The 14869-nt window shown below is 40.1% G+C and carries 12 protein-coding genes; 5 read left to right on the top strand and 7 right to left on the bottom strand.

All coding sequences use genetic code 11. From position 1 onward, the window contains the following. Positions 1–103 precede the first annotated feature (103 nt). The 4 genes from KEM09_RS08655 to KEM09_RS08640 form a co-directional block, all read right to left on the bottom strand. Entirely contained in the window at positions 104–1012 is a 909-nt protein-coding gene (locus KEM09_RS08655) for a YitT family protein (RefSeq protein ID WP_212227638.1), read from the bottom strand. Between the two features lie 147 nt (positions 1013–1159). Next, positions 1160–2377, bottom strand: coding sequence for a PNGase F N-terminal domain-containing protein (locus tag KEM09_RS08650; RefSeq protein WP_212227636.1), 1218 nt, complete (start codon positions 2375–2377; stop codon positions 1160–1162). Positions 2378–2393: 16 nt separating this feature from the next. Next, the gene (locus tag KEM09_RS08645; protein ID WP_212227634.1) at positions 2394–3704 is read right to left on the bottom strand and encodes an MFS transporter; all 1311 of its coding nucleotides are present in this window, start codon (positions 3702–3704) and stop codon (positions 2394–2396) included. Between the two features lie 277 nt (positions 3705–3981). Then, a complete protein-coding gene (locus KEM09_RS08640) occupies positions 3982–5430 on the bottom strand; it encodes a DUF3078 domain-containing protein (protein WP_212227632.1) in 1449 nt (482 codons plus the stop codon). 538 nt (positions 5431–5968) lie between these two features. Between KEM09_RS08640 and tnaA the strand changes: the two genes are divergently transcribed. Both tnaA and KEM09_RS08630 read left to right on the top strand, forming a co-directional pair. Further along, a complete protein-coding gene (gene tnaA, locus KEM09_RS08635; protein ID WP_212227630.1) occupies positions 5969–7360 on the top strand; it encodes a tryptophanase TnaA in 1392 nt (463 codons plus the stop codon). Positions 7361–7528: 168 nt separating this feature from the next. Next, on the top strand, positions 7529–8872 hold the full coding sequence (locus KEM09_RS08630; RefSeq protein WP_212227628.1) for an MATE family efflux transporter: 1344 nt from the start codon (positions 7529–7531) through the stop codon (positions 8870–8872). Here KEM09_RS08630 and KEM09_RS08625 read toward each other — a convergent pair whose 3' ends face one another. Together KEM09_RS08625 and KEM09_RS08620 are read right to left on the bottom strand one after the other, a co-directional pair. Continuing rightward, the gene (locus tag KEM09_RS08625; protein WP_212227626.1) at positions 8873–9757 is read right to left on the bottom strand and encodes a MerR family transcriptional regulator; all 885 of its coding nucleotides are present in this window, start codon (positions 9755–9757) and stop codon (positions 8873–8875) included. A 147-nt stretch (positions 9758–9904) separates the two neighbouring features. Further along, positions 9905–11275, bottom strand: a complete 1371-nt coding sequence (locus KEM09_RS08620) for a fasciclin domain-containing protein (RefSeq protein ID WP_212227624.1) — start codon at positions 11273–11275, stop codon at positions 9905–9907. 246 nt (positions 11276–11521) lie between these two features. On the opposite strand from KEM09_RS08620, the gene KEM09_RS08615 reads away from it, so the two are divergent. The 3 genes from KEM09_RS08615 to nadD are packed head-to-tail and all read left to right on the top strand — an operon-like array spanning position 11522 to position 13622. Beyond that, on the top strand, positions 11522–12397 hold the full coding sequence (locus tag KEM09_RS08615; RefSeq protein ID WP_212227622.1) for a YicC/YloC family endoribonuclease: 876 nt from the start codon (positions 11522–11524) through the stop codon (positions 12395–12397). Between the two features lie 25 nt (positions 12398–12422). Continuing rightward, positions 12423–13031 (top strand): guanylate kinase, encoded by a 609-nt coding sequence (gene gmk / locus KEM09_RS08610; RefSeq protein WP_244824918.1) that lies wholly within the window; start codon positions 12423–12425, stop codon positions 13029–13031. 3 nt (positions 13032–13034) lie between these two features. Beyond that, a complete protein-coding gene (nadD, locus tag KEM09_RS08605; protein WP_212227620.1) occupies positions 13035–13622 on the top strand; it encodes a nicotinate (nicotinamide) nucleotide adenylyltransferase in 588 nt (195 codons plus the stop codon). 54 nt (positions 13623–13676) lie between these two features. On the opposite strand, the gene KEM09_RS08600 is transcribed toward nadD, so the two are convergent. After that, a complete protein-coding gene (locus tag KEM09_RS08600) occupies positions 13677–14732 on the bottom strand; it encodes an endonuclease/exonuclease/phosphatase family protein (RefSeq protein ID WP_212227618.1) in 1056 nt (351 codons plus the stop codon). Between the last annotated feature and the right edge of the window lie 137 nt (positions 14733–14869).

Raw genomic sequence — 14869 nt, 5'->3', positions numbered from 1 at the left:
CACAATACCTGACACAATATTATACGACAAGAGGAGGCCTTTCAATCAATATGCCTCCTCTTGTTATAATATACAGCCTGAAACCAGACCTTTTAACTTTACATTAATGTCCGCTTTCCGGCTCAATAGCCTTGAAGCCTTCACCATGTATCTGACTACTGTCAAGCACATTCACAAAAGCTTTAGGATCTATTTTGGCAATGTGATTTAGTAAAATGGTTGACTCGCGACGCGTAATGGTAGTGTATATCACTTTGCGCTCACCCCCCTCATACATGCCCATTGCCGAAAACATGGTTCCGCCACGCTTAATATTGTGCAGAAGTTTCTCTTGTATCTCATCATGTTTTTCGGAAATGATGAATAAGGTTTTATTTACTTTCAATCCATCAATCACCATATCAATAATCTTGCCTTCAATAAAGATAACTAACCACGAATAGATGGGAAGTGTCCAGTCAATACCATTCTCACCCGGCATAAACAGGGTTAACATGGTAATGGTACCGTCCACAATAATGACCAGCTTACCCAGTGACATACGTGTGTATTTATTCAGAATCATGGAAATGATGTCTGAACCACCTGATGTAGCACGTGATTTGAAGATCAGACCAATGGCAACACCATATATAATACCGGCTACCAATGCATTTAACATGGGATCATTGGGCAAAAATGCCTCGTAGCCCCACCAGTAGGTTTCGAACATATAGGCAAAACCCATTATTAAGAAAGTACTAATTAGTGTTTTAATACCAAATCGAGGACCCAAAATAATGGTACCAATGATTAACAGCGGCACTTCCATGAACAGGACGGAAACACTAATTTTAAAACCAAAGGTATGGTACAAAAAGTTACCAATACCATAAACACCACCTGGCGCCAGTTTGTATGGGTTCACAAACAGCACATCCCCCATGGCGAACAAGAAACTACCCAGCAATATATAAGCATAGGTAATAAACCAATCTTTGGATAAAAACTTCTCCTTTGTAACAAAAGCCATAATTCAATTTAAATTTTTGTGTTCATGCAAAAAATCGCGCAAAGGTCGTCTCTTCTGCTACAGTGGGAAATGACAAATTTCATATTCACAAAAAAAGCTCACCCTTAGTGCAGGTGAGCTTTATATTTTTACTTAGATAGGTGCTTGTTATTCCTCCCAGGTAAGGAAGGCTGACACCAGCCAGTGATTTAGTTTATCGCCATCTATCTCCTGCGCGTCCGGAATACTGAAAGTAAACTGATGTTCGCCTGGTTGAATAGCCAAATCAACCACCAATGGCTCCACATCGGAACCCGGACACCAGTTAGAACGCGACAAGTCGGATGATGCCAATCGCTCTTCAATCACTTTTTCTTTATATTTCCAGGTTTCCCAATCGATATAGGTAGCTGTATCTTCAATCAGCCACACCCCCGATCCCGGGTTAAAACGACGGAAAGCGGCACAATCGTCACGCCATGGAATAAAATTAATCACCTCCCGATTATCTACCTTAACAATATTGGTTTTCTTCACAAACTCATCGCCACCTGAGTGACCACCATGACCCGTGGTGATATAGTGCAAGCGCACATTTTTAGCCCCTTCAGGCACCGCTGCACTCACCAGCAAATCCTTTCGCGCAAATAAATCGACATGCTTCTGCCCTTTATAGTAAGGTATTGTATTGAGTAGTGACAACACCTTGGTTTGGGGTTTTGGTGCATATAAATAGTCCGTTTCATCAAAGTTAATCTCAGCTGATACAGTATAGCCCTCCTTGGTCCAAGTATCCACCCAGATACCAACCCAAACCTCACCTTCGATAAGCGATAAGCGATCGGTTACATCCTGCTCCCAAACAACCTTATCTTCCCAATGGGGAATATAAACCGGTTTCCGCAAATCCATCTTATCATTATAGAAACCAACCCCAAAAGGCGTCATAAAACGCATCAGCTCCACCACTGGCGTGTAATCTCCATCGGGTACAATTCCTTTCAAGCTTTCCTGTTCGGCTGTCAACTCAGGCAGTTCACCTTCCGCTTGCAACGACACAAAATTGGTAATTGAACTATTTGGGATAATAAAGAAAGAACCAGACTTATCCCAGCGATCACCTGCCGATGCCACGGTCACCTTAACAGAAGCAGCAACTTCTCGACTATATTCAGGGAATGTTACTTTTTTAAGGAGGATGCGGCCATCCATAATCCGATATACCTTATCGGCTTCTGTAAGTTCATCAGTAAAAGCACCACTATCAAAGTACAAATGCTCGTTATCGAAAATTACCATTTGCTTATCACCAACCGACTGAATCACTTTCGGCCCGCAGCTCCATAGCGCAAGCACACTGATTAATAGTACTATGTTCTTCATCATTGCTCTATTTATATTATTAATTTTTAACCTTAAACGTGCCAGCAAACACAGACAATACTAATAATAATACAGACAAAACGCCAATTCCCCACCCCACTCCTGATAAATCAACAAGAATTCCCAATAACAATGCCAGTAGTGCTGATATCAAAGTCTCGCTTTGCGATTCAACCGACATAATACTGGCCATCATTTTCTCATCAAAATGCTTGGTTATATAATCAACCGCCAATGGTCGGCGTAAATTCTGAATGATAAAAATAGATGCAAATGACAGTAAAGCCATTAGCGGGTAGTTGAAGATAAAAAACAAAGAGGCCACAGCTCCAAGTACATATCCCGACTGCTGCAAATTAATAAGTCCAACTTTTAAAGTTTTATTCAAGCGCTCTACCTTGTATGCATTTCTTGATGCAACAGAATTGAGCATAAACAAAACAAAGTAGGTCAATCCGATGTAAATGGCAATATGCTGTTCATTGCTTACCTGCGGTATAATAATAAACTTAGCTGCCAGCCCTGTAATAATTATTTGTATATAATCCTTTACTGCTTTATAGTAACCAGTAAAGCCACTCGTTAAAATCACCACCCTAACTGATGAGAGTTTTTTCATGGCCATTACAACTTCCATTAAATGTTCTTTCACCTTTAACCACAAACTATCCTTACTCATCCCTTTTGCTCCATTCAGATAAGATGGGTAACTGCTTAACAAGACTAAATCGAACACATAAGGCACTGCAGTTAATAAAAATAAGAAATCATACCGCCCGGTATAAAAAAGCAAGGAAGCACTTAATAAGGAAGATATGGCCGAACCCTTCTGCGACCAACTGCGTGTGCGCCCATAATACCTGACTTTTTCGTCCTGCCAGTTGTTTCGCAGCAAATAAGCATTAATCATTGCCTTATGGGTGCCGGTACGAAACGAGTCACCAATACCATAGAAAAAGAAAGCCAATAAAAATCCGGTAAAGCTGGAAAAGCCATAGAACAAAAGAAAGCTCACTATATAACTGACAAAGGCAGCAATCATGGCATTTTTACGACCAACTACATCAGCAATAACACCTGATATAATTTCAAATAGATTAATAATAACCTCGCGAAACGCATACAGAATACCAATTTGAGAATATGAAATACCCTCATTAACGAAATAAAGCAGCAGGAAAGGATCAAAAAGGCGCAGGTTTTTAAAAAAACCATAAAAACAAAACTTATAATACTGTGTATCTTTATTAAAATTCACCTCTGAAATACGTTGTTGCACCATGTATATCACAACAAGAATACCCGGGCGATGGTTGTTTGAAGACCTCATAAAAAAGAAAGCCGCCTTAAAGCATTCTTTAAGACGACTTTCAACTTTTAACCAAACCTAACCCTAAACTATGAGAAAACTTACTCAATATTTTTATTGACACATCTGTGTCTAACTTTCAAATTTTAATACGTAAGAAGTAGATTTTTGTTTCAACCTTTTCCCTTATTCTCACATTGCAAATGTAATTGGTTTTATCACTAACGCATAATAACGAACGTTAAAAGAAGTTAAAATCAACATCACCATTATATTACTTTTTGAATATCAATTTCTTTTAAAAATTATAACTAAAATTAATATTGAAATTTTCACGGATCTGCACTTTTTCTGATTCGTTTGTGAAATACCTCAAATGTGCTAATATTCGTGTTGAGAGGAAGCGATTAATTCGCAAATCAGCAATAACCTCCCAGTCTACTTGCACTTGAGGATCTTTACCTTTCTCACGCCTACCCAAATATTGATAGAAGGCATCCAACCTCGACGACAATTTAATTTCACGTGACAATTCGTAAGACAGGTTATTAACAACCGAGAGACCGTTAACCAAATGACTCATCTTATCCTTCGGTACACCAAACTTTGTTTGATTAAACTTGACAGTGTCAGCTACTATGGTTAAACGCGAGGTAATAGGTGACAAAAGCAGCGTAAAGTTACTATTGGGCTTATAGTCCATACCGACTGCAAACGACATGTATGCAGGTGCCATAAAACCAGACACGGGATCTTCGTTATCTTTATCGTAGCCATAAAACAGCTGCGTTTTAAAGTTATACAGAAAACTATAATACCACTTTTCAGATGCTTTATGTCCGTATTTGGTATTGATCTCAATCAGGTCGGTATTTACTCGTCCTTTTTCTGTTTCGGTTGAGATAATGCCAACTTTATGAATAATGTAATTATCCCAATCGTGTTTACCCTCCTTATAGTTGGCCGTCAATCGTAAGTCACTCCCCAGGCTTATGCTACTCTCACCTCCTTTGACCCAATTCTCAACATATCCCTGTGAGAACAGAATATTTTCGGTTCCCTGAAATGTCCATGGCCCCGCTGTTACCTTAATTTTCTCAAGGCTAGGTTGAGCCTCCACCGAATTATCGCGTAATAACAGACTGATACCTTCACGTGCCGAACGGCGTTTTAAATAACCATCACGTCCAATTTTGGGCGGATCAGGAATTGAATCCCACGACAAACCCACCTGATCAAGGTGGCTATATATATAATCCTGATGTACCTCTTTAATGAAGTATTTTTTCGCAAATACCTCTTCACTCTGATTTGAGAAGACTTTTGAATTCATCAACTCTTGAAACTCCTCAATGGCACTTTTACTGTAATCATGAGGTTTAAAGGCAATTACTGGATACTCAGGCACTTTAAATTTTGCACTAAACTTATAGGTTTTAACAGGATAGTCTCGTAACGGTGGAAACAGATTAGTATCAAACAGTTGCTCCTTATCTATCTGCCTTTTAAAATATTCTGCTAAAAACAGCTGCTCAAAAGCAGGGTACCTGGAGGTATTATATTTATACAGTTCTTTCTGCCAATGAGCGGTTCTCTCATTATTTGCCCAATAGCTCCAATCCACCATACTTATTTGTCCTTTCATTGACTGCATACCAAGCCCCAATAAGCTAAACACAAATAAATGAAATAAGTATATCCTAATACATCCCTTCATCCGATAGCGGTTATTTTGAGAATCGTTCATATTAAATTTAAACGCAAAAATAACAGGATATCTTATAAACCCGAAAGCGAAAGGTGTTGTAAATAGTTTAAATGACGCTTGAAATGTTCATATCAAAGCACCAAAACAACCACAAAAGCAACTAAGCCGTAGGTACTGACAACAAACTACTTACAATTATCACTTCAGCCCACCACCAATTAAACCACTCATCAAATGCACATTATAAAACACCAGAACAAAACCAACAAGCATTTAAAACATGACTTATTACAAATTATCACAAGTTCTTTTCTTCAATTGCAATTGTTTTTTACATTTGCAACATGGAGTCTTTTTTGATGGCAAATATTAACATACAATCTGCGTTGTCTGTTCGGGTTTTCATCAATATTAAAAACCGCGACGAGTTTACCTGCTAAGAGCTGGCAGTCTGCCAGTGCCTCTATTTTTCTTTTTTAAGTAATTCATTTGTTCATCGCAACACCTACAGGCTGATGCCGGGTATTGAGCGATCTGAACAACCGATATATTATAAAATCATTAAAAAATATACACAATGGAACTTCCTTTTTCAGAATCGTTCAAGATTAAAATGGTTGAACCAATCCGCAAAAGTACTCGCGAAGAGAGAGAAACATGGATTAAAGCAGCCAAATACAACTTGTTCAACCTTCGTAGCGACCAGGTATTCATCGACCTGCTAACCGACAGTGGTACTGGCGCGATGAGTGACCGTCAATGGGCCGCCATGATGCTGGGTGATGAGAGCTATGCTGGCGCCTCATCGTACTACAACCTGAAAAATGCCATTAAAAACATCCTTGGTTTTGAGTACTTTTTACCTACTCACCAGGGACGGGCTGCCGAAAACGTATTATTCTCTGCCTTAGTAAAAGAAGGCGACGTAGTACCTGGCAACTCTCATTTCGATACTACCAAAGGACATATCGAGTTTAGAAAAGCACGCGCAATTGATTGTACTATTGATGAGGCGTTTGATACTACTGTTGATCACCCGTTTAAAGGCAACCTCGATTTAAACAAGCTGGAGCATGTATTACAATCTCATCCAAAGGAAAACATCCCGATGATTATTGTAACAGTGACTTGTAATTCATCAGGCGGACAGCCTGTATCGATGCAAAACATGCGCGATGTGTATGCCATGGCTAAAGAGTATGGCATCCGTGTATTATTTGACTCTGCACGCTTTGCTGAGAATGCTTACTTTATCAAGCTACGTGAAGAAGGTTATGCTGATAAAAGCATCAAAGAGATTGTTAGGGAAATGTATACCTATGCTGATGGCATGACCATGAGCAGTAAAAAAGATGCTATTGTTAACATGGGCGGTTTCATTGCTTTACGCGAAGAAGAGCTATTCAAAAAGGCCAGTCAGTTTAACATCATCTACGAAGGATTTGTTACCTACGGTGGCATGTCAGGCCGCGACATGAATGCATTAGCTCAAGGTTTAGACGAAGGTACCGAATTTGATTACCTGGAGACACGCATTAAGCAGGTAGCCTACTTAGGTAACAAGCTGAAAGAATTTGGTGTACCGGTGCAGGAACCATTTGGTGGCCACGCAATTTTTGTAGATGCCAAGCGTTTTTTACCACACATCCCAAAAGAAGAATACATTGCTCAAACATTGGCCATTGAGCTATATAAGGAAGCTGGTATCCGAGGCGTTGAGATAGGCACCCTGCTGGCCGACCGCGATCCGGCTACTCGCGAAAACCGATATCCTGCATTAGAACTCTTACGTTTGGCTATTCCTCGCCGGGTATACACCAATAACCACATGGATGTAATTGCTGTAGCACTTAAGAACGTATTCGAACGTCGCAATGAAATTAAACGTGGTTATGCTATCCTGGAGGAAGCACCAATTATGCGTCACTTCACGGTTGAATTAGCTCCTGCAGTTAAAGAAACCGTCTAATTAATACTCAATCACACACTTAAGGTTGACTCATTCGTGGGTCAACCTTTTTTTTATTCGAAGCTTTGCATGCCCCTGATTTTTTGGTTTGTTTTGTATTCCGTAAAACAGCGGTAAACCAAAGCAGCCTGCTAATGGTTGTACTTGTCAATAAACGAATCAACACCAATGAAAGACCTCACCATAGGTAATGAAGCGAAACTGATCTTTAAATTTGCCCTACCTATGGTATTTGGCAACCTGCTTCAGCAACTTTACCATTTGGTCGACAGCATTATTGTTGGTAATTACCTAGGCAAAGAGGCTCTGGCCGCATTAGGTGCCTCATCTCCTATCTTTTATGCGCTGATTGCCTTTGTTATTGGTATTGGCAGTGGGGCTACCATTATTATCAGCCAGTATTTTGGCGCAAAAAATCTTGATAAGGTCAAAAGAGCCATTGACACCACCTATATCTTCCTGTTTGTTGCATCCATAATAATTACAAGCATAGGCATTTTCTTCAGCGAAGAGATATTCAGGCTATTGCACGTTGAAGAAAAAGTAATACCACTGGCCACGGAATACTTTAACGTATTTATGATTGGGATGATTGCCTTTTTCGGATTTAGCGGCACCTCCTCCATACTACGTGGACTTGGTGATTCAATGACACCACTGTATTTTATGGTAATCGCCACTTTTGTTAATATCGCACTCGACATTATATTTATTGTGGTGTTTAACTGGGGGATTAGCGGTGTAGCATATGCAACAGTAATAGCTCAGGCAGGTGCTTTTATTTCAGGAGCCATCTATCTGAATAAAAAGCATCAGATTATCTCCTTCAATGTATTTAAGTTCCGCTTTGATAAGGAACTATTTCTTCAAAGCATACGCATTGGCTTACCAACCGGTTTTCAGCAAACATTTGTAGCATTGGGAATAATGGCACTTATCCGCATTGTGAACAACTTTGATACGGATGTACTGGCGGCTTTTTCGGTTGCCAGCCGCATTGATGCCTTAGCCGCCATGCCAGCTCTCAACCTGGCTAGTGCTCTTTCTGCTTTTGTGGGACAAAACCTGGGAGCACAAAGAGTTGATCGTATTAAAAAAGGTCTGCGGGCCACATTATTTATGGCCTGGGGCATGTCGCTAATCGTTATGCTATCAGTTATTTTCTTTGGCGAACATATGATGAGTGCGTTTACGAAGGACCAATCAGTGATTGACCATGGTGCCAATTACCTGGTCATCGTGAGTTCATTCTACATGATATTCTCCACCATGTTTGTGATGCATGGCGTACTGCGTGGCGCCGGCGATACACTTATACCCATGTTTATTACCCTTTTTTCGCTTTGGGTTATACGCATTCCGTTTGCATTGGTACTGTCCAAACACTTTGGCGTTAATGGAATCTGGTGGGCCATACCTATCGGATGGAGCATGGGACTAATCGGCTCCTTGTTTTATTACTTATCAGGTCGCTGGAAATACAAAGGTGTGGTAAGGCAACAGTCTAAATAACTACATAGCATTTAGCCTCGCTTTAAAATCTTTAGCGGTTGTTATTACTTCAAACTGCTTCGGTAAGGCTGGCTTCAATTCCCTTACCTGCAACCCGGTTACGAAAGAAGTAACAGCAGGGACACGCTCTTCAATCCCTTTCATAACCGCTTCTATATCCTCTTTTTTACCGGCAGATACAAAAGAAGTAAACATGGCATCAGCCTTACGAACATCAAAAACAACCTTCAGATCTTCGACAGGAACAGACGCCCCCAGGTAGATGACACTAAATCCTTCTTTACGGGCAATTAAACTATAGAAAAGTAAGCCAATTTCATGCAGTTCATTCTCGGGCAAAAAGAAAACGATTGTTTTATCAGCTTTGGGAATAAAATTCTGCATCTCATTATCTATGGCCACAATCAGTTTTTGCCTGATGAGATTAGATATAAAATGCTCCTGCGCCGGATTAATGGTGCCGGCCTGCCAAAGTATGCCAATTCTATCGAGGAATGGAAATAAGATGACCTCTACAGTTGCTTCAAAGCCTAGTTTTATGATGGAGTTGGTCAGTACATTTGTGAATTTACTTTCATCCATCTCAAGCATGGCTACCAACAAGCTTTCAATTTGCACATCTGTATTACGGGTATCCAGGCACAGGTCAATCACACGCTCGCGCAGCTGCTCCTCAGTCATGTCGGCAATCTTCGATATCTTATACCCGTTCTGATTCAGAATCGACACATTTAGTATACGCTTTAGGTCATCATCATCGTAATAACGAATATTAGTTGACGTACGTTGTGGCTCAATAAGATTATATCGGCGTTCCCATATTCTTATTGTATGTGCCTTAATACCTGAAATTTTTTCTAAATCTTTTATCGAATAAAATGCCATACCTGGTTACAATAATTTTAGATGTTACTCTATCGTTGGATCTTTAACGCTTAGTCATTAAATAATGTTCATGGTTACTACATCAACTACGAACAAAAAACAAGGGGGTATTGCTACCCCCTATTAATCTCGATTAAAAATCGACAATTAAGGAATAATCACCTTATCAATTACGTGAACTATTCCGTTCTTACCTTGAATATCTGCAGCAACCACATTAATGGCTTCATCAATGGTAACACCACCATCAACAGCAACGGCTAAGGTCTTTTGATCATTAAGCGTTGGCACAGTACCATTACTTAAATCCGTTGATTTAACGTTACCACTAACTACGTGAGCCAATAAAATAGGTGTTAAGTCCTCTTTGGTCAGGTCATCAATACCTGTGATATTTAGTTCTGTAAACAATGCATCAAATGCGGCATTGGTTGGAGCAAACACGGTAAATGGACCGTCGCCTGACAGAGCATCGACCAACTCAGCCTTAACAACTGCCTGCACTAATGTGCTGAAATTTGTATTATCAATGGCGATATCAACAACACTAGGCGGCATAATCACTTTGTTGATGGCATGTACAATACCGTTGGTGGCTACAACATCTGTAGCTACAACCTCGCTATCTGAATTTAAGAATACTCCGCCTTCAGTATCTATTTTAAGACTTATCGCGTTGTCAAAAGCAGTACTTAGGGTTGGAAAATAACCAGGCTCTACCATCGAAGCTGGAACAGCGTCACCCATAGCATGATAAAGAATTACCGAACTAAGTGTTTCTTTCGAAAGATCATCAAGGGTCACACCAAGATCCGTAAAAAACATCTCGAAAGCATCGTTTGTTGGTGCAAACACAGTATACATAGCTGACTCATCGTCAAGAGCACCAGCCAATTCGGCTTTAGTTACACCAGCAACCAACGATGAAAAGGCAGGGTTGGCCACAGCATGGTCTGTAATGGTCATTGGCAACATCACCTTATCAATCACATGGATAATACCGTTATCAGCCTTAATGTCGGTAGCGGTTATTTTAGCTCGGGCATTAATCATTGCTGAACTCATATCTACATAAAATGACAGACCATATCCATCTTTTGGGCCGTCGCTTAGAGAACTATAGTAGCCCGTTTCGATCATATTCGCCATTTTCGAACCCGACACAACGTGGTATAGTAACACGCTTGTTAGCACATCATTAGGTATATCATCCAACCCTGAAACATTTAATTCTGTCAGCAAAGCCGTAAAAGCATCATTAGTTGGCGCGAACACTGTAAATTCATTGTTCTCTGACGCTAGGTCGTCATCTAAACCTACTTTCTGAAGTGCAGCAACCAAAATACTGAAATCTGCATTACTTGCAGCAATATCAGTTATGGTCATCGGATTTTCCGGCATCGGATCATCATTCCCTGAATCATCATCGTCTTCACACGATACATTTACAAAAGCTAGTCCTAACATTAATATTAGTACCCAAATGTTTTTTCCAAAATTGTCAATTACTCGTTTCATGTCCTTAATATTTAGATTATTTAATTGGTGATTTGTAAGGTAAACTGGACACTAATGTTTTTGTTTAATCTTTTATTCTTTTTCTTAGTCGTTTTTGTGTCGTTCTAAATAAATCACTCTGATTGTTTGATGTTTATGAAAATAATTTAGACAAAAATAAATCCTCACTTTTAACTGTTATCGATTTACATAGTCAAGTAGTGGAAAAAGATTACCTTTGCGCTTTACTTGAAATAATTGAGACCTATGATTCAATCAATGACCGGTTATGGGAAAGCCGTTTGTGAGCTTCCTAACAAAAAGATTAGCATTGAGATTAAATCACTTAACAGCAAGCAGCTTGATTTAAATACACGACTGCCAAACCTGTACCGGGAGAAAGAAATTGAAGTAAGAAGCCTTTTAGGCAAGCAGCTCTCGCGCGGAAAAATTGACCTTAGTTTTTATGTAGAAGCAGCCACCTCCGATAAGATCACCAAAATTAATCAACAGGTTATCGCCAATTATCATGCTCAACTGAAGTCTATAGCCTCTGAACTTGGACTGGAGCAATCAACCGATTACCTGAAAGTGATTATGCCACTTCCGGATACCGTTAAGGTTGAACTGGCCGAGCTGGATGAAGAGGAATGGAAAGCGATTACTGAAACCCTTCGTGCTGCCATTGCTGACATTACAGATTTCAGAAGAAGAGAAGGCGCGGCCCTGGAAGCCGATATTAAAGAACGCATACAGTTGATTGGCGAATTACTGACAGAAGTACCCAAGTATGAAACTCAGCGAATTGAGAAAATAAAAACACGTATACGCGAAAACCTTGAAGAACTGGGACAAAACAATAAGATTGATGAAAATCGTTTTGAGCAGGAAATCATCTTCTACCTCGAGAAACTTGATGTAACTGAAGAAAAAGTGCGCCTGAGCAACCACCTGGAATATTTCATGGAAACCATTGACAGCAAAGAACCTGTTGGTAAAAAATTGGGATTCATCACCCAGGAGATTGGCCGTGAAATAAACACGCTGGGTTCAAAAGCCAATGATGCAGACCTGCAAAAAATAGTCATCAGAATGAAGGACGAGTTAGAGAAAATTAAGGAACAAATTCTGAACGTTTTATAATTATAAGCACATTCTCCCCATTTTAATGAAAGACTTTTGTTATCACACCACTGTCAACAAAATGAATAAAGAAGGTAAGCTCATCATATTTTCAGCCCCGTCGGGTGCTGGCAAAAGCACTATTGTACAGGCACTTCTGAATAAAGGATTTGATCTGGAATTCTCTATTTCAGCCACCAGCCGCGCTCCACGTGGCAATGAAAAGCACGGCGTGGAATATTACTTTTTGTCGCCTGAAGAGTTTAAAAAACGCATTAATCAGGATGATTTCCTGGAGTGGGAAGAGGTGTATGAAAACACCTTTTATGGTACGCTCAAAAGTGAAGTAGAGCGCATCTGTTCCAAAGGCCACAACATTGTTTTTGATGTAGATGTAGTTGGTGGTGTTAATATCAAAAAGATGTATGGCGACAAGGCGCTGAGCCTGTTTATTCAGCCCCCTTCGGTTGAGGAGCTGCGCAACCGGCTACTGAACAGAGGTACTGACTCTGCTGAAAAGATAGCTATGCGAATAGCCAAAGCTGAAAAGGAACTTGCCTTTGCACCTGATTTTGATAAAGTCATTGTTAATGATAACCTTGAGCAAGCCTTACAAGCAACAGAAGCAGCACTAAATGACTTTCTAAAAAAATAGTTCATGAAGCAAGTAGGTCTCTTCTTTGGTTCATTCAATCCCATTCACATAGGCCATTTGGCGCTGGCCAATTACATGCTTGAATTTGAAAACATAGAAGAGATCTGGTTTGTGGTGAGCCCGCAAAATCCTTTTAAAAATGCTGATGAGCTGTTAAGTGCCGAACAAAGATTGGAGATGGTGCGCATTGCCACCCAAAAAGAGCCAAAGTACCAGGCTGAAGATATTGAGTTAAGTTTACCAATACCATCTTACACTATTGACACGCTTAAGGCTCTGGAAAAGAAATATGCGAATTGTTGTTTTAGTATCATCATGGGCGCCGACAACATTGCACGCTTTGAGCATTGGAAATCGGCTGAGGAAATAATAGCCAGGTACCGTATATATGTATATCCACGCCTTGGTACCAACCTGAATAGTCACACACTTCCTGACAACTGCAAAATAACAGCTGCCCCACTCATTGAGATTGCGTCATCAGATATTCGACAGTGGATAAAAGAAGGTAAGCAAACCCCATTCTTTTTACCCGCTAAGGTGTTTGAGTATATCCAAAGCAAAGGGTTATACCTTGATGATAAAAACTAAAAAAGGCCGGCAGCACGTTAGCTCACCGACCTTTTTCATAACTAAAGGTATAAACTAATACTTATTAAGTACGATATAAACCGGGAAATGATCGCTATAACCACCATCATAGCGTTTACCTACATAAGTGCGGTATGGGTAGCCTTTATACTTACCATCTGCCACCTTCAGGCGATCATGATTATAAATGTATGCTTTCTCAAAACTTAATCCATTTTCAGTATCCATCAGGCTCTGCGTAAGTACAATCTGATCAAACATATTCCAAAAGCCACGGTAACAAAGCGTTCCCACTCCTTCAACATGCATGTCGGCATAGGGATTATATAAATCTTTTGCTTCATTCAACTCAGCTGCCTTAATGGCTTTCAACACTTCCTTAACACTAATATTATCCGGATCATCATTCAAGTCGCCCATCAAAATTACCTTAGCTGCATTATCAATGGCTTGTAACGAATCAACAATAGCCCGGCTTAGTTCTGCCGCTACTCTGCGCGAAGGTCGACTACGCTCCTCACCTCCGTAACGCGAAGGCCAGTGATTAACAACCACGTGCACCTTTTCACCCAAAAGCAAGCCTGACACCAAGAGCTGATCGCGCGTATAAATGCGCTCACCGTCTTCCTGATCATAAATATAAAGCGGTAGTGCAGTCACCTGATCTAACTGAAAAAAATCAGGTCGATAAAGCAGAGCCACATCAATACCTCTCTTATCAGGCGAATCCTGATGAACCACCTGATAGCCCAAATCTGCAAGGTGTTTATTCGCAATGAGATCATTGACTACATTAATATTTTCCACCTCACACAGCCCCATAATAGCCGGACCGCCCTTTCCAATGGTATCACCCAAACTGGCTATTACTTCTGCCATATTATTCAACTTGGCTGCATAGCGAGCTGATGTCCATTGTTTAACACACTGCGGAGTAAATTCCTCATCATTAACCCCAGGTGCGTCAATGGTGTCAAACAAATTCTCCAGATTATAAAATCCAATGACGGCTTGCTGGTCATGGGTTCCATCAACGCGCTTCCCGGTGTTACAACCAGAAAGAAGCACCAGAAGGACAACAAAAACAACAGAATGCCTAATTATTAACATATACAATTCAGGTTTAGGCCCGAAAATTAGTAATTTAAGCAGAAACTTCACAGCTTCAATTGCTAATTTTCAACATTTTAATAATCAATTAACTTTGGAAATTAAATCACAAACAGACCTATTGGTCTAATCAATAA

The sequence above is a fragment of the Carboxylicivirga mesophila genome (genome assembly GCF_018271975.1).
Lineage (GTDB): Bacteria > Bacteroidota > Bacteroidia > Bacteroidales > Marinilabiliaceae > Carboxylicivirga > Carboxylicivirga mesophila.
This window is presented reverse-complemented; position numbering and strand designations above follow the sequence as displayed.

Excerpts from the sequence above, each read along its gene's own strand:
- KEM09_RS08655 (WP_212227638.1), bottom strand. The coding sequence starts at position 1,012 with ATGGCTTTTGTTACAAAGGAGAAGTTTTTATCCAAAGATTGGTTTATT.
- KEM09_RS08650 (WP_212227636.1), bottom strand. The coding sequence starts at position 2,377 with ATGATGAAGAACATAGTACTATTAATCAGTGTGCTTGCGCTATGGAGC.
- KEM09_RS08645 (WP_212227634.1), bottom strand. The coding sequence starts at position 3,704 with ATGAGGTCTTCAAACAACCATCGCCCGGGTATTCTTGTTGTGATATAC.
- KEM09_RS08640 (WP_212227632.1), bottom strand. The coding sequence starts at position 5,430 with ATGAACGATTCTCAAAATAACCGCTATCGGATGAAGGGATGTATTAGG.
- tnaA (WP_212227630.1), top strand. The coding sequence starts at position 5,969 with ATGGAACTTCCTTTTTCAGAATCGTTCAAGATTAAAATGGTTGAACCA.
- KEM09_RS08630 (WP_212227628.1), top strand. The coding sequence starts at position 7,529 with ATGAAAGACCTCACCATAGGTAATGAAGCGAAACTGATCTTTAAATTT.
- KEM09_RS08625 (WP_212227626.1), bottom strand. The coding sequence starts at position 9,757 with ATGGCATTTTATTCGATAAAAGATTTAGAAAAAATTTCAGGTATTAAG.
- KEM09_RS08620 (WP_212227624.1), bottom strand. The coding sequence starts at position 11,275 with ATGAAACGAGTAATTGACAATTTTGGAAAAAACATTTGGGTACTAATA.
- KEM09_RS08615 (WP_212227622.1), top strand. The coding sequence starts at position 11,522 with ATGATTCAATCAATGACCGGTTATGGGAAAGCCGTTTGTGAGCTTCCT.
- gmk (WP_244824918.1), top strand. The coding sequence starts at position 12,423 with ATGAAAGACTTTTGTTATCACACCACTGTCAACAAAATGAATAAAGAA.
- nadD (WP_212227620.1), top strand. The coding sequence starts at position 13,035 with ATGAAGCAAGTAGGTCTCTTCTTTGGTTCATTCAATCCCATTCACATA.
- KEM09_RS08600 (WP_212227618.1), bottom strand. The coding sequence starts at position 14,732 with ATGTTAATAATTAGGCATTCTGTTGTTTTTGTTGTCCTTCTGGTGCTT.